The sequence below is a fragment of the Pseudoduganella sp. GW821-FHT12E03 genome (assembly GCF_058807115.1).
Map to the genome: position 1 here is coordinate 170,985 of NZ_JBXAQJ010000009.1, position 19,536 is coordinate 190,520.

The 19,536-nt window shown below is 64.9% G+C and carries 18 protein-coding genes; 13 read left to right on the top strand and 5 right to left on the bottom strand.

The annotated features are described in order from the left end of the window. Positions 1–4: 4 nt before the first annotated feature. The 8 genes from AC1RRC_RS22885 to AC1RRC_RS22920 all read left to right on the top strand — a co-directional run bounded on the left by AC1RRC_RS22885 (position 5) and on the right by AC1RRC_RS22920 (position 8,863). A complete protein-coding gene (locus AC1RRC_RS22885; RefSeq protein ID WP_493057839.1) occupies positions 5–1,249 on the top strand; it encodes a thiolase family protein in 1,245 nt (414 codons plus the stop codon). A 121-nt stretch (positions 1,250–1,370) separates the two neighbouring features. Then, a complete protein-coding gene (locus tag AC1RRC_RS22890) occupies positions 1,371–2,309 on the top strand; it encodes a TauD/TfdA dioxygenase family protein (RefSeq protein ID WP_493057840.1) in 939 nt (312 codons plus the stop codon). Positions 2,310–2,321: 12 nt separating this feature from the next. Next, complete coding sequence (locus AC1RRC_RS22895) at positions 2,322–3,143, top strand: helix-turn-helix domain-containing protein (RefSeq protein ID WP_493057841.1); 822 nt, start codon at positions 2,322–2,324, stop codon at positions 3,141–3,143. 60 nt (positions 3,144–3,203) lie between these two features. Further along, entirely contained in the window at positions 3,204–4,085 is an 882-nt protein-coding gene (locus AC1RRC_RS22900) for an SDR family NAD(P)-dependent oxidoreductase (RefSeq protein WP_493057842.1), read from the top strand. Next, entirely contained in the window at positions 4,082–5,152 is a 1,071-nt protein-coding gene (locus AC1RRC_RS22905) for a YeiH family protein (protein WP_493057843.1), read from the top strand. Before AC1RRC_RS22900 ends, AC1RRC_RS22905 begins: the two co-directional genes overlap by 4 nt. Beyond that, positions 5,149–6,450, top strand: a complete 1,302-nt coding sequence (locus tag AC1RRC_RS22910; RefSeq protein WP_493057844.1) for a spinster family MFS transporter — start codon at positions 5,149–5,151, stop codon at positions 6,448–6,450. Before AC1RRC_RS22905 ends, AC1RRC_RS22910 begins: the two co-directional genes overlap by 4 nt. Positions 6,451–6,482: 32 nt before the next feature. Then, entirely contained in the window at positions 6,483–7,505 is a 1,023-nt protein-coding gene (locus tag AC1RRC_RS22915; protein ID WP_493057845.1) for an AraC family transcriptional regulator, read from the top strand. Between the two features lie 71 nt (positions 7,506–7,576). After that, a complete protein-coding gene (locus AC1RRC_RS22920; RefSeq protein ID WP_493057846.1) occupies positions 7,577–8,863 on the top strand; it encodes a glycosyltransferase in 1,287 nt (428 codons plus the stop codon). A gap of 48 nt (positions 8,864–8,911) precedes the next feature. On the opposite strand, the gene AC1RRC_RS22925 is transcribed toward AC1RRC_RS22920, so the two are convergent. Together AC1RRC_RS22925 and AC1RRC_RS22930 are read right to left on the bottom strand one after the other, a co-directional pair. Further along, positions 8,912–10,234 carry a homoserine dehydrogenase gene (locus AC1RRC_RS22925; protein ID WP_493057847.1) on the bottom strand — a complete coding sequence of 441 codons (1,323 nt, stop codon included), beginning with the start codon at positions 10,232–10,234 and terminating at the stop codon, positions 8,912–8,914. 22 nt (positions 10,235–10,256) lie between these two features. Next, positions 10,257–11,489: a pyridoxal phosphate-dependent aminotransferase gene (locus tag AC1RRC_RS22930; RefSeq protein ID WP_493057848.1), complete on the bottom strand. Its 1,233-nt coding sequence runs from the start codon at positions 11,487–11,489 to the stop codon at positions 10,257–10,259. Positions 11,490–11,751: 262 nt separating this feature from the next. Here AC1RRC_RS22930 and AC1RRC_RS22935 point away from each other — a divergent pair, with 262 nt between their 5' ends. The 3 genes from AC1RRC_RS22935 to AC1RRC_RS22945 all read left to right on the top strand — a co-directional run bounded on the left by AC1RRC_RS22935 (position 11,752) and on the right by AC1RRC_RS22945 (position 14,726). Beyond that, positions 11,752–12,129: an Mth938-like domain-containing protein gene (locus AC1RRC_RS22935; protein ID WP_493057849.1), complete on the top strand. Its 378-nt coding sequence runs from the start codon at positions 11,752–11,754 to the stop codon at positions 12,127–12,129. 102 nt (positions 12,130–12,231) lie between these two features. Next, entirely contained in the window at positions 12,232–12,696 is a 465-nt protein-coding gene (locus AC1RRC_RS22940; RefSeq protein ID WP_493057850.1) for a peroxiredoxin, read from the top strand. A gap of 191 nt (positions 12,697–12,887) precedes the next feature. After that, positions 12,888–14,726: a PhoH family protein gene (locus tag AC1RRC_RS22945; protein ID WP_493057851.1), complete on the top strand. Its 1,839-nt coding sequence runs from the start codon at positions 12,888–12,890 to the stop codon at positions 14,724–14,726. A gap of 71 nt (positions 14,727–14,797) precedes the next feature. Here AC1RRC_RS22945 and AC1RRC_RS22950 read toward each other — a convergent pair whose 3' ends face one another. Further along, positions 14,798–15,586, bottom strand: a complete 789-nt coding sequence (locus AC1RRC_RS22950; protein WP_493057852.1) for a DUF4349 domain-containing protein — start codon at positions 15,584–15,586, stop codon at positions 14,798–14,800. Between the two features lie 212 nt (positions 15,587–15,798). Here AC1RRC_RS22950 and AC1RRC_RS22955 point away from each other — a divergent pair, with 212 nt between their 5' ends. Further along, the gene (locus AC1RRC_RS22955; protein ID WP_493057853.1) at positions 15,799–15,999 is read left to right on the top strand and encodes a heavy-metal-associated domain-containing protein; all 201 of its coding nucleotides are present in this window, start codon (positions 15,799–15,801) and stop codon (positions 15,997–15,999) included. Positions 16,000–16,071: 72 nt separating this feature from the next. Then, positions 16,072–16,833, top strand: a complete 762-nt coding sequence (locus AC1RRC_RS22960) for a sulfite exporter TauE/SafE family protein (RefSeq protein WP_493057854.1) — start codon at positions 16,072–16,074, stop codon at positions 16,831–16,833. On the opposite strand, the gene cueR is transcribed toward AC1RRC_RS22960, so the two are convergent. Then, positions 16,823–17,224 (bottom strand): Cu(I)-responsive transcriptional regulator, encoded by a 402-nt coding sequence (cueR, locus tag AC1RRC_RS22965; RefSeq protein WP_493057855.1) that lies wholly within the window; start codon positions 17,222–17,224, stop codon positions 16,823–16,825. The genes AC1RRC_RS22960 and cueR overlap by 11 nt on opposite strands. After that, on the bottom strand, positions 17,221–19,500 hold the full coding sequence (locus tag AC1RRC_RS22970; protein ID WP_493057856.1) for a heavy metal translocating P-type ATPase: 2,280 nt from the start codon (positions 19,498–19,500) through the stop codon (positions 17,221–17,223). The genes cueR and AC1RRC_RS22970 overlap by 4 nt, the downstream gene beginning before the upstream one ends. Between the last annotated feature and the right edge of the window lie 36 nt (positions 19,501–19,536).

Consider the following 19,536-nt stretch of genomic DNA (forward strand, 5'->3'; position numbering starts at 1 on the left):
CAGAATGAGCCAGGACCTCTACATTGCCGGCATCGCCATGACGGTGTTCGGCCGCCATCCCGACCGCCCGCTGGACTCGCTGGCCAATGAAGCGCTGAACGGCGCGCTGAAGGATGCCGGCTGCGGCCACGCCGACATTGGCGCCGCCTACTACGCCGGCATGACCAACGGCCCGCTGCAAGGCCAGGTGGCGATTCCCGGCCAGGTGGTGCTGGCCAAGGCCGGCATTTCGGGCATCCCCATCTTCAATGTGGAAAATGCCTGCGCCTCCGGCAGCACCGCCGTGCACCTGGCGCTGCAAAGCCTGCGCGCCGGGGCCTGCGACGTGGCGCTGGCGCTGGGCGCGGAGAAAATGAACATCGCCGACAAGGCCAGGGCGCTGTCGATCTTCGAAGCGGGCTGGGATGTCTCGCGGGCCGACGACAACTTCGCCACCTTGGTCAAGATGGGCGCCGGCATCACGCCGCCGCCCGGCACCGAGTCGGAACGCCCGTACAGCCGCTTCATGGCGATTTATGCGGCCCTGTGCCGCCATCACATGCACACGTACGGCACCACGCAGCGCCAGATCGCGGCCGTATCGGCGAAAAACCACACGCATTCGGTCCACAATCCGTATTCGCAATTCCGCCAGGCCTATACGGTGGACGAGATCCTGGCCGCGCCGCCGATCACCTATCCGCTCACCTTGCCGATGTGCGCCCCCCTGTCGGACGGCGCCGCCGCCGTCATCGTCTGCACCGAAGCGGGCTTGAAGCGCATTGGCGCCGACCGCCGCCGCTGCATCAAGGTGGCGGCGTCCGTGCTGCGCAGTTTCAGCCATCGCGGCCTGGACCAGCCCGAGCGCAACATCGGCCGCCTGGCGGCGCAACAGGCCTATGAAATAGCCGGCCTGGGCCCGCAAGACATGCATGTGGCGGAAGTGCACGATGCATCCGCCATGGGGGAAATCATCCAGTCGGAAAACCTGGGCCTGGCGGAACCGGGCATGGGCGGGCCGTGCGCCGAGCGCGGCGATTTTACGATCGGCGGGCGGATTCCCATCAACCCGTCCGGCGGCCTGGAATCCAAGGGCCACCCGCTGGGCGCGACCGGCATCGGCCAGCTGTATGAACTGGTCACGCAATTGCGCGGCGAAGCGGGCGCCCGCCAGGTGCACGGCGCGCGCCACGCGATCCAGGAAAACGGCGGCGGCCTGCAAGGCATCGAAGAAGCCGCGTTGGCGGTGCATATCCTGAGCAGGCCATAGCGAAATTTCGCAGACCGGAATTCCGCCACACGGAATTCCGGAAAATACCGCTGGCCCGGCCCCGGCCGCCGGCCTAGACTGTATTCACAACCAGAAAAAATCAGCACCGGAGAACAGCACCATGGACCAACACGCATTAGACGCCTTCAAGGCCTGGAACCAGCGCCAGCGGCCCGATTACCAGTTGATCACCGTCACGCCGGTCAACCCGGTGATCGGCGCGGAAATTGGCGGCGTCGACCTGAGCCAGCCGATCAGCCCGCAACTGTATGCGGAAATCAACACCGCGCTGAACGAACACCATGTGATTTACTTCCGCGACCAGCATTTGTCCGACGAAGACCACAAGCGTTTCGGCCGCCTGTTCGGCAAACTGCATTCGCACCCGATCCATGCCGCCAAGGCCAAGGCCAAAGCCGCCGGCGACGCGGCGGCGGTGGCCATGACGGAACTGTATGGCGCCGGCGACGACCCGGAAATCCTGCAAGTCCGCGCCGATGAAACCAGCAAGAACGTGGCCGGCGAAGGCTGGCACACCGACGTCACCTGCGACGCCGAACCGCCGATGGGTTCCATGCTGTACATCACCGATGCGCCAAAAGGCGGCGGCGGCAACACCATGTTTCTCAACATGCACCTGGCTTATGAAACCCTGTCGCCGGCCATGAAGCAATTCCTGTCCGGCCTGACCGCGATCCACCACGGCGCCAAGCCGTACAGCGGCCACTATGAAGTCAAGGTGCCGGAAGGCGGGTGGCCACAAAACGAGCACCCGGTGGTCGCCACCCATCCGGGCAACGGCCGCAAGATGCTGTTCGTCAACAGCGGTTTCACCTTGCGCATCCCGCAACTGGCGCCGCATGAAAGCGACGCGCTGCTGGACATGCTGTACCGGCACTGCGCCGGCATGCCGGAACTGCAATGCCGCGTGCAATGGACGCCGAACATGGTGACGTTCTGGGACAACCGCTGCACCCAGCATCACGCGGTGTGGGATTACTTCCCGAGCCGCCGCTATGGCCAGCGCGTCTCCATCATCGGCACCCGTCCCGTCGCCTGACACGGCCACGCCATGGACTCCGGGGATCACGCGGACGGCCGGCGCGACGGCGCCGCCATCGAGACGGTGTCGCGCGCGCTGCTGGTGCTGGAACTGCTGAACCGCCGCGCGCTGACCACGCTCGACGAACTGCACCAGGACAGCGGCTTGCCGAAACCGACGCTGGTACGGCTGCTGCGCGCGCTGATGGCGGACGGCTACGTGGCGCAAGTGTCGCGCACCGCCGGCTACCGGCTGGCGCCGCGCGTGCTGGCGCTGAACGCCGGCTACCAGCCGCGCGACTTGCTGGTGGACGTGGCGCAACCGCTGATGGAACAATTTACCCGGCAGCATAAATGGCCGCTGTACCTGGGTACGCCGGAAGGCATGGCCATGCGGGTGCGCTGCAGCACCGCGCCGCACAGCCACGTGGCGCCGGACCACCAGTCGCCCTACCACTACCGTTTTTCACTGCTGGTGTCGGCCTTCGGCCAGGCGTACCTGGCGTTTTGTCCGCGCGCGGAGCGCAGCCTGATCCTGTCCGAACTGGAAGGCAAGCCGGACATCCAGGACGGCAAGCTGTGCGACAAACCGGCCGCCGCCGCCCTGCTGAAAACCGTGGTGCGCAATGGCTATGCCACCACCGCGCCACTGGAAGGCGACCGTGGCCGTGGCCTGGCGGTGCCGCTGTACCAGGGCAAGCGCCTGATCGGCGCGCTCAGCATGCGCCACTACCGCACCACCCTGACGGAAGCGATGGCGGTGCAGCGCTACCTGGAACCGCTGCACGCGCTGGCCGGCGAAATCGGCCGGCAACTGCGGCAGGCGCACGCCAACACGGCGGCGCCCACCTGATTCAGTCACGCAACAACACTCCAAGCATTCAAGCACCGTGGCCGGCATGATCCCGGCCGCATGGACCACAACACCTCCGACCAGGAAACCACCATGAGCAAGACCTTCGTCATTACCGGCGTCTCGAGCGGCATCGGCTACGCCACCGCGCAGGCGCTGATCGCCAGCGGGCACCGGGTTTTCGGCAGCGTGCGCAAGGCCGCCGACGCCGAGCGCGTCCAGCAGGCGCTGGGACCGCAATTCACGCCGCTGCTGTTCGATGTCGGCGACGCCCGGGCCTTGCCGGCCGCCGTCGCCGCCGTGCAGGCCGCGGTCGGCGACCGCGGCCTGGCCGGGTTGATCAACAATGCCGGCGTGGCGCCCTCCGGCCCGCTGATGCACACCAGCGTCGACGATGTGAAAAAAGCGTTCGACGTCAATGTGTTCGGCCTGCTGGCCGTGACCCAGGCCTTCCTGCCGCTGCTGGGCGCGCGCGCCAACTGCCCGCACCCGCCGGGGCGCATCGTCAACCTCAGTTCCATCAGCGGCGGCGTGGCCTTCCCGCTGGTGACGGTGTACGCCATGACCAAGCACGCGGTGGAAGCGCTGTCGGACGGCTTGCGGCGCGAACTGTCGATCTATGGCATCGCGGTCAGCGCCATCGAGCCGGGCGCCATCAAAACGCCGATCTGGGACAAGAGCCCCAGCGAACAGGCCGATGGCCGCTATGACGGCACCGATTACGCGGCGGCGATGGCGGCCATGCCGGCCTTTGTCGCCAACGAATTGAAAACCGCGAAACCGATGTCGGTGGTCACCAGCGCCATCTGCCACGCGCTGGAAGCGGACAAGCCCAAGGCGCGGTATCCGCTGGTGGCCTTGTGGCACCTGCGCAAGTTCATCCCCAGCAGCCTGCTCGACCGCGTGACGATCAAGCTGGCCGGCCTGCAGCGGCTGGCATGAAAGCGGCCATGACCGCGCTGGACAAACCCGCCGCCGTCTGGCTGCCGGCGCTGCGCGGCCATTGGCCGGGCATTCTGCTGTGCATCGTAGTGGCGGCCGCCGCCACCTTCATTGCCGATACGCGCGGCGGCCCGACCCTGCTGTATGCGCTGCTGCTGGGCATGGCGCTGCACAGCGCGGTGATGGGCGGCAGCGCCAAACCCGGCATCGATTTTTCCGCGCGACGCATCTTGCGCCTCGGCGTGGCCCTGCTGGGCGCGCGCATCACGCTCGAGCAAATCGGCAGCCTGGGCTGGTACAACGGCTCGCTGGTGATCGCCGCCGTGCTGGCCACCATCGCCTTGGGCGTCGCCCTGAGCCGCGTGTTCGGCCTGCCGCGCCGGCTGGGCATACTGACCGGCGGCGCCACCGCGATTTGCGGCGCGTCGGCGGCGATTGCGATCGCCACCGTGCTGCCACGCGGCGACAGTGGCGACAACAGCGAGCATGAACGCGAACTGATCTTCACGGTGGCCGGGGTCACGGTCCTGTCGACCGTGGCGATGGTACTGTATCCCTTGCTGGCGTCGACCTTGGGCCTGACGCCGGTGCAAGCTGGCATTTTCCTGGGCGGCACCATCCACGACGTGGCGCAAGTGGTCGGGGCGGGCTACAGCATGTCGCACGAGGTGGGCGACGTGGCGGTGCTGACCAAGATGCTGCGGGTGGCGATGCTGTTGCCGGTGGTGCTGGGACTGTCGCTGGCGCTGCGCCAGCGCCGTGGCCGTGCCGATGGCGATGGCGAATGGCGCCGGCCCGGCGCCGGCGCCCCGCTGTTGCCTGCCTTCCTGGTCGGCTTTATCGTGTTGCTGGCGGCCGGCAGCGCCGGGCTGATCGCGCCGCCGCTGGGCGCCGCGCTGAACGGCCTGTCGCGCGCCTGCCTGGTGATTGCCATCGCGGCCGTCGGCCTGAAGACGTCGCTGCTGGAAGTGCGTAAAGTGGGCTTGCGCGCCGCGCTGTTGCTGGGCGCGGAAGCGCTGTTCTTGATTGTGTTCGTCCTGCTCGCCCAACTGTGGAGTCTCCATTGAAAACCGACACCAACGCCATGCTCCACCCGGACGCGGCGGCGCCCGTCGCCGGACGCTATTACATGCTCGGACTGCTGTGGCTGACCTATACATTCAGTGTGCTGGACCGCTACGTGATGGGCATCCTGGTCGAGCCGATCAAGCGCGAACTGGGCTTGTCCGACACCATGATGGGCTTCTTGTCCGGCACCGTGTTCGGCTTGTTTTACGCCACTCTGGCGATTCCCGTCGCCATGCTGGCCGACCGCCGCAACCGCCGCAACGTGATTGCCGCGTCGCTGTTCATCTGGTCGCTGTGCACCATGCTGTGCGGGATGGCGGCCAATGCCACGCAAATGGCGCTGGCGCGCATTTTCGTCGGGGTCGGGGAAGCGGGATCGACGCCGCCGGCGCAATCGGTGATTGCCGACCTGTTCCCGCCGCATGAACGGGGCAAGGCGGTCGGCATTTTCGGCAGCGGCGGCAGCCTGGGCATGGTGCTGGCGTTTTCGCTGTCCGGGCTGATCGCAGGGCACTGGGGCTGGCGCTGGGCTTTTATCCTGCTGGGCGCGCCCGGCGTCGTGCTGGCGCTGGTGCTGTGGCTGACCACCAAAGAACCGGTGCGGGGCGGCACCGAGCCGCGCCAGGCCGGCGCCGCCGGCCTGGCGCCATCGTTCGGCGAAGTCCTGCGTTATATCCGCGCGGAACCGGGCTTGCTGCATTTGCTGGGCGCCGTGATTTTAGTGGTCACCGGCGCCAGCCTGATGGCGATCTGGATTCCCGCCTACCTGACCCGCCATTTCCACGTCGGCGCGGCGCAACTGGGGCCGGCGCTCGGCCTGGTGATCGGTGTGGCCGGGATTGCCGGCACCATTACGCTGGGCTGGCTGTCCGACCGCCTGGCGCGGACCCAGCCGCGCAGCCGCGTGCTGATCGGCGGCATCGCGCAATTGCTGGTCTGGCCCTGCATGGCCGGCGTCTTGCTGACCGGCAGCTACCCCACCGCGCTGTGGCTACTGGTGGTGCCAGGCTTGCTTTCCTATGCGCCAACGGCGGTCAGCTGGGTGATCCTGCAAAACCTGGTGCCGCAACGCATGCGCGCCACCGTGATCGCGGTCGGTGTGCTGGCCGCCAACATCGGTGCGCTGGTGATCGGCCCGCAAGTGCTCGGCATGGCCAGCGACTGGCTGGCCGATGGCGATCCCACCTCCGGCCTGCGCCGCGCCATGCTGCTGGCCGGTGTGTTGTATCCGGTGGCGGCCTGGCTGTATTGGCGCGCGGCGGCATTGCTGAAAACCGCCCAGGCTTGCTACGATTAGCCGATCGGCACTTCGCTTGCAGACAGGACGCCATGCCCGAACGTTCCGCTGTTCCCGCAGAAAGCAGCTACACCACCATCGGCAGTTACGGGCTGGCCATCGCGCGCGCGCTGGACGCGCGCGGCATCGACGGCGCCGCCCTGCTGCGCGCGGCCGGCATCGCGGCGCCGCTGTCGAACGACCCGCTGGTGCGCGTGTCGACCGCCGAGATGACGCGCCTGTACGGCCTGTGCGTGACCGCCACCGGCGATCCGTATTTCGGCTTGTCGGTGGCGCCCCACCTGCAACTGGCCAACCTGCATGCGCTGGGCTATGCACTGCAGGCCAGCGCCACCCTGCTGGATTTCTGCCACCGCTTTGCGCGCTTTATCCGGCTGGTGGCGCAGGTGGCCGAAGCTACCGTGCTGGAACAGGGCCAGCACGTGACATTGCGCTTTGTGCCACGGGCCCGGACCTGCAGTGAAAGCGAAGACTGTTTCCTCGCGTTCGTGGTGCAAACCATGCGCCAGCTGTCCCACCCCGGCCTCCATCCGCTGCGGGTGGAAATGCGGCGCCCCGTGCCGGCCCCGGGCGCGGCGCCTTACACCGCGCTGTACCAGGCGCCCGTGCTGTTCGGGCAGGAGGCCGGCGTGCTGGTGTTCGACCGCGCCGCCCTGCTGGCGCCACTGCACGGCGCCAGTCCCGAGCTGGCGCTGCTGCATGACAATATCGTGATCGAATACCTGGCGCGGCTCGACAACAATGACGTGGTGGCGCGGGTCACCAGCAAGATCATCGAATTGCTGCCGGACGGGGAATGCAACCGCGACAAGGTGGCGGCGGCGCTGGGCATGAGTCCGGAAACGCAGCACCACAAGCTGGCGCAGCGCGGCACCCATTTCCAGGAATTGCTGAACAAGACCCGCCAGGAGCTGGCCTGCAGCTACTTGCGCCAAGCCCGCCGTTCGGTGACGGAAGTCACGTTCCTGCTGGGCTTTGGCGACACCGCGAATTTTTCACGCGCATTCAAAGGCTGGACCGGGATGTCGCCCAGCCAGTACCGGCAGCAGGGTTAACCACCGGCGGCGCTAATTGCAGGCCGGGACGATCCGTGTCACGATGGCGTTTTTGCAACGTGGAAACAGTTATGAAGATTGGTATGCAGACCTGGGGCAGCCATGGCGACATCCGCCCCTTCCTGGCACTGGCGGAAGGTTTGCAGCGCGCGGGGCACGACGTCACGCTGGCCATCACGTGCGTGGACAGCGCCGCCTATGCCGGTATCACGTCCGCTGCGGGCGTTGCGCTGCGCATCATTGCTTCGCCAGTGATCGCACCCGACGTGGCGGAGCGGATCGGCGCGGCCGCGGTCCGCATGCGCAATCCGATGACGCAAATGGCGTCGCTGCTCGACCACTGCTACCTGCCGGCGGAAGAAGCCATGTTTACCGTGGCGAAGCAATTGAGCACGGAATGCGATATTTTGATCGGCCACTACTTCCTGCACCCGCTGCAGGTGGCAGCCGAACGTGCGCACAAGCCCTATGTCAGCATCGTGCTGTCCCATGCCGCCGTTCCCAGCATCCACAATTGCCCCGTTGCCCATCCCTTCGGCCGGATCGGTAACCGATTCCTGTGGTGGCTGACACGCATGGCGATGCAGCGCACGCTCAGCTCTTACTCCAACCGGTTGCGCAAGCGCATGAACCTGCCGCCGGTGCGCGATGTGGTGAACGAAGTGTGGCTGTCGCGGCAACTGACCGTGGTCGGTGTCAGCCAGGCCATCTGCGAACGGCAGCCGGACTGGCCGGCGGCGTTCCAGGTCACGGGCTTCCTCGACATGCCGAATATGCAGCTCGAAGGCCAGCTCGGCGCCGAACTGGCCGATTTTCTTGCGGCGGGCGACGCGCCCGTGTACATGACGACGGGCAGCTGGATGCCGCGCGACCATGCATTGCAAAGCAACGCCTTGCAACTCCTAACGCAGGCGGCACGGCTGGCCGGCTGCCGCGCCATCATCCAAAGCAGCGGCGCACAGGCGTGCGGCTTCACATCCAGCCGGGACATCCTGTACATCGGCGCCGCCCCGCATCATGCGGTGTTCCCCCGCTGCCGCGCCGTGGTCCACCATGGCGGCGCGGGCACCACGCAATCGGTGACCCTGGCGGGCATGCCGTCGGTGGTGATTGCCCACATCAGTGAGCAGGAACATTGGGGACGGGAATTGCAGCGCCTGGGCTGCGCGGGCAAGCCGCTGCACGTGCGCAGCGTGACGGCCAAGAAACTGGCGGCACGCATCACGGAAGTGCTGCGCACGCCATCAATGGCGCAACAGGCCCAGGCGGCGGCCCGCGCGATGGCGCAGGAAAATGGCGTGGCCAGCGCGGTGCGTTTGATCGAAGAAACGTTCGTACGCAAGCTGGTGACCGCCTAAAAAAAAGCGGCGCACCCGGCGCCGCTCTCCTCGTGAACCCTGTGCCGATCAGCTCAGGTTTTCCAGGCGGATCTTGGTGACTTCGCCCAGCACGGTGGACAACGCTTCCATCTTGGCGATCGCCGCGACTACATTCTTTTCCTGGGTCTGGTGCGTCAGGATCACGATGTCGGTGCGGGTCTCGTTGTCGGCCGGTTCCTTTTGCATCATGGCGTCGATGGAAATCGTCGCGTCGGCCAGGATGCGGGTCAGGTCGGCCAGCACGCCAGGCTGGTCCACCACGTTCAGGCGCAGGTAGTAGCTGGTGGTGATTTCCGACATCGGCAAGATGTTAATGTCGGTCAGCGCATTCGGCTGGAACGCCAGGTGCGGCACGCGGTGTTCCGGATCGGCCGTGGCCAGGCGGGTGATGTCGACCAGGTCGGCAATCACGGCCGACGCGGTCGGCTCGGCGCCCGCGCCTTTGCCGTAGTACAGGGTGGCGCCGACAGCGTCGCCCTGCACCAGCACGGCGTTCATCGCGCCTTCGACGTTGGCGATCAGGCGCTTGGCCGGAATCAGGGTCGGGTGCACGCGCAGCTCGATGCCTTCGACGCCGTTCACCACGGCGCGCTTGGCGATGCCCAGCAGCTTGATGCGGTAGCCCAGCTGCTCGGCGTATTGAATGTCCACCGCCTGCAGCTTGGTGATGCCTTCCACGTGCGCCTTGTCGAACTGCACCGGGATGCCGAACGCGATCGCGGACATGATGGTGGCTTTATGGGCGGCGTCGACGCCTTCGATGTCGAAGGTCGGATCGGCTTCGGCGTAACCCAGACGCTGGGCTTCTTTCAGCACGGTGTCGAAATCCAGGCCCTTGTCACGCATTTCGGACAGGATGAAGTTGGTGGTGCCGTTGATGATGCCGGCCAGCCACTGGATGCGGTTGGCGGTCAGGCCTTCGCGCAGCGATTTGATGATCGGGATGCCGCCGGCCACCGCCGCCTCGAACGCCACCATCACGCCTTTGGCCTGGGCCGCGGCGAAGATTTCATTGCCGTGCGTGGCCAGCAGCGCTTTATTGGCCGTCACCACATGCTTGCCATTGGCGATTGCTTGCAGGACGAGTTCGCGCGCGATGCCATAGCCACCGATCAGTTCGATGACGATATCGATTTCCGGATCGTTGACGATGTCACGCGCGTCGGCCACGACTTTGCATTTGCCGCCGGTCAGCTCGATGGCACGTGCAGTGTTCAGGTCGGCAACGGCAACAATTTCAATACCCCGGCCTGCGCGGCGGGTAATCTCTTCCTGGTTGCGTGCCAATACGTTGAACGTGCCGGCGCCTACGGTGCCGATGCCTAACAAGCCTACTTTGATGGGTTTCATAATGGTGGTTTTTTCGTTGTGATCAGATTGGGCTGCCGTGGCGCTTGCGATAGCCTTCCATGAAGCGCGCGATACGTCCGAACGCATCCGTCATGTCATCGGTATTCGGCAAGAATACGACGCGGAAGTGGTCGGGCGCAATCCAGTTGAATCCGGTGCCCTGGACGATAAGTACTTTGGTTTCTGCCAACAGGTCGTACGCGAACTGCTGGTCATCCGCGATCGGGTAGATCTTCGGATCAAGACGCGGGAACATGTACAGCGCGGCTTTCGGCTTGACGCAGGTGACGCCCGGGATATCGGTCAGCAGCTGGTAAGCCAGATCGCGTTGCTTCAACAGGCGCCCGCCCGGCCCCACCAGGTCCTGTATGGACTGGTAGCCTCCGAGCGCAGTCTGGATGGCAAACTGGCCCGGCGCGTTTGCGCACAAACGCATCGAAGCCAGCATATTCAGGCCTTCGATGTAATCCTTGGCATGGCGTTTTTCGCCCGACACCACCATCCAGCCGGCGCGGTAGCCGCAGGAACGGTAGTTTTTCGACAAGCCGTTGAACGTCACGAACAGGATGTCGTCCGCCAGCGAGGCGATCGACGTGTGTTCATTGCCGTCGTACAGCACCTTGTCGTAGATTTCATCCGCATAGATGATCAGCTGGTGCTGGCGCGCCAACTCGATAATCTGCAGCAGGATTTCATCCGGATACAGCGCCCCGGTCGGGTTGTTCGGGTTGATCACGACGATCGCCTTGGTATTCGGCGTGATCTTCTTGCGCATGTCGTCGATGTCCGGAAACCAGTCTTGCTGTTCGTCGCAGACATAGTGCACCGGCGTGCCGCCGGACAGGCTGACCGCCGCGGTCCACAGCGGGTAATCCGGCGCCGGCACCAGCACTTCGTCGCCGGTGTTGAGCAGCGCATTCATCGACATCACGATCAGTTCGGATGCGCCATTGCCCAGGTAGATATCGTCGATGGCGACGCCGGCGATTTTCTTGCCTTGCGTGTAGTGCATGACGGCCTTGCGCGGCGCGAACATGCCTTTGGAATCGGTGTAACCGGCCGCGTTCGGCAGGTTGACCATCATGTCGTGGACGATTTCGTCCGGCGGGTCGAAACCGAATACGGCCAGGTTGCCGATATTGAGCTTCGTGATCTTGTGGCCCTCTTCTTCCATCTGGCGCGCCTTTTCAGGCACGGGACCGCGGATTTCATAGCAAACTTCCGCCAGCTTGTTCGATTTTTGAACCGGTCGCAAAATCTGATCCTAACTTTCTTGGTGGCTTTTGGTGCATCCCGCGCTAGAAAATTCGGTCATTTGACCGACAAAATTCACTTAGTTGCTCTTTCCGTGCGCGTCAATGTAACTTGAATGGTGCATTGCGAAAATACCCATTCTGCCGAAAGCGCCCCATTAAAGCAACTGCCGGGGACCCCGGATCGCGTGAAAACGTTACAATACCAATAGAAATCGCGTCCCTTTACGCCAAATTACGCTACTTTACGCTCAGATACACGCTATGAAGCTCCATCCCAGCACCACCCAGCAATACCAGACCGTGACCGGCTACTTCGCTGGCGGGGTCGAAATCAATGCCCAGCCGTTCGATTACAGCCTGTATATGCTGCCGGAAATCGCGCCCCGCGCCTGGCCGGTGGCGTCGTTCGAGGCGCTGACCGTCGAGCACTTTGAATTGCTGGCGCAAGACCAGCCCGATGTGGTGATCCTTGGCACCGGCGAACGCCAGCGCTTCGTGCATCCGCGCCTGACCAATCCTTTGACCAGCAAACACATCGGCGTCGAATGCATGGACACCAACGCCGCGTGCCGCACCTACAATATTTTGATGGGTGAAGGCCGCAAAGTGACGCTGGCGCTCATGATCGAGAAGAAATAACAACATTGCGGCGTTGAAATATCCCGCTTCGCCCCCCACATTCCAATTGCTGGGTACGCTGCCAGCACCGAAAACAGCGCCATCCGTTCCAGGAGAACTTCCGTGGCTGACAGCCAAACTGTTGCACCCCTCGCCGATTTTGCCGCCGCAATGACCAGCGGCCAGACGTTCCAGCTGCTGGGCCGCCCGGCCACGCGCACGGTGCTGTTCTTTTACCCGAAGGACAACACCCCTGGCTGCACCACTGAAAACATGGCGTTCCGCGATGCGTACGACCAGTTCCAGGCTGCCGGTGTGGAGATTTATGGCATCAGCCGCGATTCGCTGCGCTCGCACGAAAACTTCAAGGCGAAACTGGGACTGCCGTTTGAACTGATTTCCGACCCCGATGAAACCGTCTGCGCTCTCTTCAATGTCATGAAGATGAAGCAAATGTACGGTAAGACTGTCAGGGGCATTGAGCGCAGCACGTTTATCGTTGACGCTCAAGGCCGATTGGTGAAAGAATGGAGAGGCGTGAAGGTTGCAACTCACGTAGAGGAAGTTTTGGAATTCGTCACAAACTAACGTACTTTGAGTCAAACTCCACCCACCCACTGTACCCGGTGGCGTATGCCACCCCCCGGTACCCAATCCGGGCGTTCCTCGCCCGCGGCAGTCTCGTTTTACCTTTCCGTCAGCATCCACCCCATGCGCCGCTACTTGCGCGGCGTATCCAATGGGCGGACCCATCAAGCTTTTTTTAGATCGAGATACTGATGCCACTGCCAAAAATGCCAAGCAAGCCAGCGACCCTGCTGCTCGCAAAAGATTACCCGAAGGCCAGCGGCGCCCGTCCCGTGCCTTTGCCCGTGGAAGAAGAGGCGCCACCCGCGCCTAAAAAAGCATCCGTGAAGGCGGTGCCCGTAGCAAAAGCCGTAAAAGCAGTCCCTGTCGTACCAGTCGTCGCGGAAGCGCCAGCCGCCAAGCCTGCGCGCAAAGCCGCCGCCAAGGCCGTCAAGGCAGCGCCGGTGGCGGAGCCGCATGTGCACGTGCCGCTGACCGAGGAAATTTCGCCGACGCCGAAAGCCAAGGTCAAATCGCTGCGCGGCAAAACGCCGCCGGTAGCGGTCGATGGCCCGCATCCAGTCAAACACAAGGAACACGAAGTCACCGTCAAGTCGTCCTCCAGCCGCCATGCGGACCAGTCCGGCCTGACCAAGCTGTTCGTGCTCGACACCAATGTGCTGATGCACGATCCGTCGTCGCTGTTCCGCTTCGAGGAACACGATGTCTACCTGCCGATGATGACATTGGAGGAATTGGACAACCACAAGAAGGGCATGTCCGAGGTGGCCCGCAACGCCCGCCAGGTATCGCGCACGCTCGATGCGCTGATGGCGGACACGGACGATGACGCCATCGAATCGGGCATCGCGCTGTCCAAGCTGGGCAACAAGGATGCCAAGGGCCGCCTGTACTTCCAGACCAAGCTGCACATGGCGGACTTGCCGGAAGGCCTGCCGCAAGGCAAAGCCGACAACCAGATCCTGGCCGTGGTGCGTTCGCTGGAAGCGGACCAGCCGGGCCGCGCCGTGGTGCTGGTGTCGAAAGACATCAACATGCGCATCAAGGCGCGCGCATTGGCGCTGCCGGCGGAAGATTACTTCAATGACCACGTGCTGGAAGATACGGACTTGCTGTATTCCGGCATCGTGCAATTGCCGAACGACTTCTGGGACAAGCATGGCAAGGACATGGAGTCCTGGCAGGAAAATAAAAATGGCCAGAGCGCGACGTTCTACCGCGTCACCGGTCCATTCATTTCTTCGCTGCTGGTCAACCAGTTCGTGTTCCTGGAGCCGAACAATGGCGAGGCGCCATTCTATGGCCAGGTGAAGCAGATCAACGGCAAGACCGCCGTCCTGCAAACGCTGCGCGACTACTCGCACAACAAGAACAATGTGTGGGGCGTCACGGCGCGCAACCGCGAACAGAACTTCGCGCTGAACCTGCTGATGAACCCGGAGTGCGACTTCGTCACCTTGCTGGGCCAGGCCGGTACCGGCAAGACCTTGCTGGCCCTGGCTGCCGGCCTGGCGCAGGTACTGGAAACCAAGCTGTATAACGAAATCATCGTCACCCGGGTCACGGTCCCGGTGGGCGAGGACATCGGTTTCCTGCCTGGTACGGAAGAAGAAAAAATGTCGCCGTGGATGGGCGCATTCGACGACAACCTGGAAGTGCTGAACAAGTCCGACGGCGAAGGCGGTGAATGGGGCCGCGCCGCGACGCAGGACTTGATCCGCTCGCGCATCAAGATCAAGTCGCTGAACTTCATGCGTGGCCGCACCTTCGTCAACAAGTTCCTCATCATCGACGAGGCGCAAAACCTGACGCCGAAGCAGATGAAGACCCTGGTGACGCGCGCCGGTCCGGGCACCAAGATCCTGTGCCTGGGTAACATCGCACAGATCGACACGCCTTACCTGACCGAAGGCTCGTCCGGCCTGACGTACGTGGTGGACCGCTTCAAAGGCTGGACCCACAGCGGCCACGTAACCCTGGCGCGCGGCGAACGCTCGCGCCTGGCGGATCACGCTTCCGACGTGCTGTAATCGACCGCAGCGGCCCTCCCCGGCCGCAGCCAGTCAAGCCCCGCGCATCGCAAGGTGCGCGGGGCTTTGTTTTACTGGCGTGGCTTTTTACGCCAGCGCCACAGCCTGCGTCCGCCCGCCAGAGCGATGGCGCCCACCAGCAGCCATGGCACCAGGTATGCCACGCCCGTGACAACGCTGGAAATGCCGCGTGACAGGTCGCCACTGAAGTCGTCCAGCGCATGGCGCACTGGCGTCCAGAACGATTGCCGGTGGCGCGCACTGATCTGCACATCGAGCAAATCCAGGTTCACGCGCTGCAGCAAATGGGCATTCTGGCCCATGGCCTGTTCCAGCTCCGCCTGTACCTGCGCCAGCTCCTTGGACACCTTCATCAGGGTTTCCAGGTTGTTGCCGGCGCGATTTTCCAGCTCCGTCAATTTGCGCTGGTATTGCCTGAGCATATCGAGCTGCTTGTCGCTGTCGCTGATGGCCTTGGCCAGGTCATCGACGCGGGTTTCCTGGTGCGCGACGTCGCCGCCGCTGGACGCCAACTTCATCAGCGCATCGATCCCGGCCGGTTTGGCCCGTACCCGCAGGTGCGCGGAAACGTCGCGCCCGCTGCCTTTGCTCGATTGCAGCAGAGTGCAGGTGTTGGCGGTATCGGCCGCGCAGGCGGCCTGCAGCTTGTCCGCCAGCGGCAGCACTTTATCTTCCGCCGCATCGATGCTGATCGTATGTTCATAGGCCAGGAATTTGCCGCGCGCAGGCTTCCCTTCCGCCTGCGCCGCATAGTTCTGTGCCCCTGGAACACGTTCAGATTTGCTGCAGCCCGCCAATATCACCACCAGCACCAGCACTGGCGCCATCCGTAATGTCATGTGCAATGTCCGTTGAATGAAAAATTACCAAAGTAACATGATCCTGTCGGCAAGCATAGCCGTCCCGGGATGCATTCACGTGGTCCGGATAGCCGGTTATCCCATTTAGCTCCACCGGCTCCGTATATAACGACGATCCCGGCAATACCGCTTGACCTTCCTACCGCAGGAAGGTTTACAGTGATACTTTTCCCCTCTTCAGGAGCCTCACCATGTATACATTCGAAGTGCAAGACATGACCTGCGGCGGCTGCGTGGCCAGCGTGACGCGCGCCGTGCAGCGGCTCGATGCGGCGGCGAAGGTCGAGGTCGACCTGGCGGCGAAGACCGTCAACGTGGTCTCGGGCCGTCCGCTGGACGAGGTGCGCGGTGCGATTGCCGACGCGGGCTTCCCGGTCACCGGCGCGCGCTGAACCGCACGGCGACATCCGCGCGGCCATACCCGCGCGGCTATAATGGGTCGGCCGCCACTCTGACCCGACCCTATGCCCGCCGTCCCCGCCCTCGAGCTGTCCACTGTCATCATCATTGCCGCGGCCGGGCTGTTCGCGGGGGTGCAAAATGCGCTGGCCGGCGGCGGCTCCTTCATCACCTTTCCGACCCTGCTGCTGGCCGGACTCGATCCGGTCGCGGCCAACATGACGTCCACCATCGCCATGTTCCCCAGCCAGACCACGTCCGCCGTGGCCGGGCGCAATCTGTCCGGTGGCGTGGCGGGATTGACGTTCCGCCAGTTGTTCATCATCAGCTTTGTCGGCGGCATTTTCGGCGCGCTGCTGCTGATGGTCACGCCGCCCACGTTCTTCGCCAAACTGGTGCCATGGCTGGTGCTGTTTGCCACCTCGGTGTTTGCCTGGGGCAGTTTCCGCAGCCAGCCGCTGCACGCGGTGGAAGGCATGCCGACCTGGGCGCTGGCCACGGTGCAGTCGTGCATCGCCGTGTATGGCGGCTATTTCGGCGGCGGCATCGGCTTTTTGATGCTGGCCGCGCTGACCATCGCGGGCCAGCAAATCCGCATGGCGACCGCCACCAAGAACATGCTGGCGATGGCCATGAACTGTTCCGCCACGCTGGTATTCGCCCTGTCCGACCGCATCAGCTGGCCGGCCGCGCTGGCCCTGTGCGTGGGTGGCATTGCCGGCGGCCTGTGCGGCTCCTGGCTGATCCACCGCATGCCCGAACGCGCCATGCGGCTGTTCGTGGTGGCCGTCGGCCTGGTGCTGACGGTGTGGATGTTTATGCGTTAGCGTCCGGCGCGCCCAGGATCCCAAGGATCGGGCAATCCGGCCGGGTATCGCCGCAGCAAGCATCGGCCAGCGAAGCCAGGGTATCGCGCATCTCCGTCAATTCCCGGATGCGCGCATTCAAATCGTCGACATGCGCGCTGGCGATGCGTTTGACGTCCGCGCTGGCGCGCTCACGGTCTTGCCACAACGCCAGCAAGCCACGGATCTGTTCCAGGGAAAAACCCAGCTTGCGGGCGCGGCGGATGAAGCGCAAGGTATGCACGTCGTCCGCGCCGTACTTGCGGTAGCCGGCGTCGGAGCGCGACGCCGCCTTCAGCAGCGCAATACTCTCGTAATAGCGGATCATCTTGGCGCTGACGCCGGACGCCTGCGCCGCCTGGCCGATGTTCATGGTTTTTCCTTGGGAAGGGTGGGCTTCCAGCGCCGCAGCAACAGTGCATTGGCCACCACGCTGACGGAACTGGCGGCCATGGCGGCGCCGGCCACCATCGGGTTCAGCAGCCCGGCGGCCGCCAGCGGAATGCCGGCCAGGTTATAGACAAAAGCCCAGAACAGGTTTTGGCGGATCTTGCGCACGGTGCGGCGTGAAATATCGATGGCCCCCGCCACCAGCGCGGGATCGGCGCGCATCAGGGTGATGCCCGCCGCATGCATGGCCGCGTCAGCCCCGCCGGACATGGCAATGCCGACATCGGCCGCCGCCAGCGCGGGGGCGTCATTGATGCCGTCGCCCACCATCGCCACCACGCCGCCGGCCGCCTTCAGCTCGACGATGCGGCGCGTCTTGTCTTCCGGCAGTAGCCCGGACTCCACCGCCTGCACCGGCGCCGCCAGCGCCACCCGCTCCGCCGCCCCCGCGTTGTCGCCGGTCAGCATGACAGTGGCAATGCCCCGCGCATGCAGGGCGCGGATCGCGCCCGCCGAGGTTGGCTTGACGGGATCGGCAAAGGCCAGCAATCCCAGCAATTCATGGCGGGCGCTGTCGGCCAGCCAGGACACGGTATGGCCGCCCTGCTCCAGTTCCGCCGCCAGAGCGGCCAGCGGCGCCAGCGCGATATGGTGTTCCCGCATCAGGCGCGCACTGCCCAGCAGCAGCGGCATGCCCTCCACGCTGGCGGACAGGCCCCGGCCCGGCATGGCCGTCACACCGACAGCGGCCGGCACCACCAAATCGCGCTGCGCCGCCGCGCCAACCACGGCGCGCGCCAGCGCATGTTCACTGCCGCGCTGCATGGCGGCCGCCAGCACCAGCAAGCGCTGGCGGTCGCTGGCGTGCGGCTCCAGCGCCACCAGCACCGGTTTGCCTTCCGTCAGGGTGCCGGTCTTGTCGAACACCACCGTGGTGATGCGCTGCGCCAGTTCCAGCGCCTGCATATCCTTGACCAGGATGCCGTGGCGCGCGGCGGCGCCGGTGCCGGCCATGATGGCGGCCGGCGTGGCCAGTCCCAGCGCGCACGGGCAGGCGATCACCAGCACCGCCACCGCATGCATCAGCGCCAGTTCCGGTTCGGCGCCGCTGTACCACCAGCCGCCATAGGTCAGCGCCGCCACCACCAGCACCACCGGCACAAAGATGGCGCTGACCCGGTCGACCAGCCGCTGCACCGGCGCCTTGGCGCCCTGCGCCGCTTCCACCAGACGGATAATGCGCGCCAGCACGGTTTCCGCGCCGATCGCCGTGGTCCGCACCAGCAGCAAGCCTTCGCCATTGATGGCGCCGCCGGTGACCCGCTCGCCCGGACCGCGCGCCACCGGCAAGCTCTCGCCCGTGATCAGCGCCTCGTCGACGTGGCTGTCGCCCTCCAGCACCACGCCGTCCACGGCGATGCGTTCGCCGGGCCGCACCACCACCACGTCGCCCACCGCGACCTGCGCGATCGGCACCTCGATGTCCGTGCCGGCCTTGCGCACCCGCGCCACATCCGGCCGCAGCGCCTGCAAGGCGCGGATCGCCGACACCGCCTGCCGCTTGGCGCGCGCTTCCAGCCATTTACCCAGCAAGACCAGCGTGATCACCATGGCCGACGCTTCGAAATACAGGTGGGCATGGGCGTGCGCATAGCCCAGCGCGGTTTCCGCCCGCCACAGGTGATACGCGCTGGTGCCATAGGCGGCGCTGGTGCCCAGCGCCACCAGCAAATCCATGTTGCCGCCGCCGGCCAGCAACGCTTTTACGCCCGCCTTGTAAAAGCGCGCGCCGAAAATGAATTGCACCGGCGTGGCCAGCAGCAATTGCAGCAGCGCCAGCGTTTGCGGCGCCAACAGCAGGCGGTAACCGAACCAGTCCGCCACCATCGGCGCCATCAGCGGCAGCGACAGCAGGGCGGACCACAGCACGGTACTGCCGCCGGCACGCTCCTTGCGGCCGGACGGTCCGGCCTGCGCCACGGCCCCGCTGTCGGCCGCCACGCCAAACCCGGCCTTGTCGAGCGCCGCCCGCATGGCGTCCAGCGCCAGCGGCGCCGGCGATTCGACGCGCGCCTGTTCGGTCGCCAGGTTGACGCTGGCGCTGGCCACGCCGGGCACGGCGGCCAGCGCGCGCTCGACCCGCGCCACGCACGAGGCGCACGTCATGCCCTGCACGCCGAACGTCAGCACATGGGGTTGCGGTGGATAGTCTGCTTTCAAAGTGTGCTCCAGTAATACGGACAGCTTGAACCATCCCATGATGGGAAGGTCAAGCGACGTTGTACCACAGTTTCG

Coding starts and splice junctions, on each gene's coding strand:
- AC1RRC_RS22885 (WP_493057839.1), top strand. CDS start 5: ATGAGCCAGGACCTCTACATTGCCGGCATCGCCATGACGGTGTTCGGC.
- AC1RRC_RS22890 (WP_493057840.1), top strand. CDS start 1,371: ATGGACCAACACGCATTAGACGCCTTCAAGGCCTGGAACCAGCGCCAG.
- AC1RRC_RS22895 (WP_493057841.1), top strand. CDS start 2,322: ATGGACTCCGGGGATCACGCGGACGGCCGGCGCGACGGCGCCGCCATC.
- AC1RRC_RS22900 (WP_493057842.1), top strand. CDS start 3,204: ATGGACCACAACACCTCCGACCAGGAAACCACCATGAGCAAGACCTTC.
- AC1RRC_RS22905 (WP_493057843.1), top strand. CDS start 4,082: ATGAAAGCGGCCATGACCGCGCTGGACAAACCCGCCGCCGTCTGGCTG.
- AC1RRC_RS22915 (WP_493057845.1), top strand. CDS start 6,483: ATGCCCGAACGTTCCGCTGTTCCCGCAGAAAGCAGCTACACCACCATC.
- AC1RRC_RS22920 (WP_493057846.1), top strand. CDS start 7,577: ATGAAGATTGGTATGCAGACCTGGGGCAGCCATGGCGACATCCGCCCC.
- AC1RRC_RS22925 (WP_493057847.1), bottom strand. CDS start 10,234: ATGAAACCCATCAAAGTAGGCTTGTTAGGCATCGGCACCGTAGGCGCC.
- AC1RRC_RS22935 (WP_493057849.1), top strand. CDS start 11,752: ATGAAGCTCCATCCCAGCACCACCCAGCAATACCAGACCGTGACCGGC.
- AC1RRC_RS22945 (WP_493057851.1), top strand. CDS start 12,888: ATGCCACTGCCAAAAATGCCAAGCAAGCCAGCGACCCTGCTGCTCGCA.
- AC1RRC_RS22950 (WP_493057852.1), bottom strand. CDS start 15,586: ATGACATTACGGATGGCGCCAGTGCTGGTGCTGGTGGTGATATTGGCG.
- AC1RRC_RS22955 (WP_493057853.1), top strand. CDS start 15,799: ATGTATACATTCGAAGTGCAAGACATGACCTGCGGCGGCTGCGTGGCC.
- AC1RRC_RS22960 (WP_493057854.1), top strand. CDS start 16,072: ATGCCCGCCGTCCCCGCCCTCGAGCTGTCCACTGTCATCATCATTGCC.
- cueR (WP_493057855.1), bottom strand. CDS start 17,224: ATGAACATCGGCCAGGCGGCGCAGGCGTCCGGCGTCAGCGCCAAGATG.
- AC1RRC_RS22970 (WP_493057856.1), bottom strand. CDS start 19,500: ATGGGATGGTTCAAGCTGTCCGTATTACTGGAGCACACTTTGAAAGCA.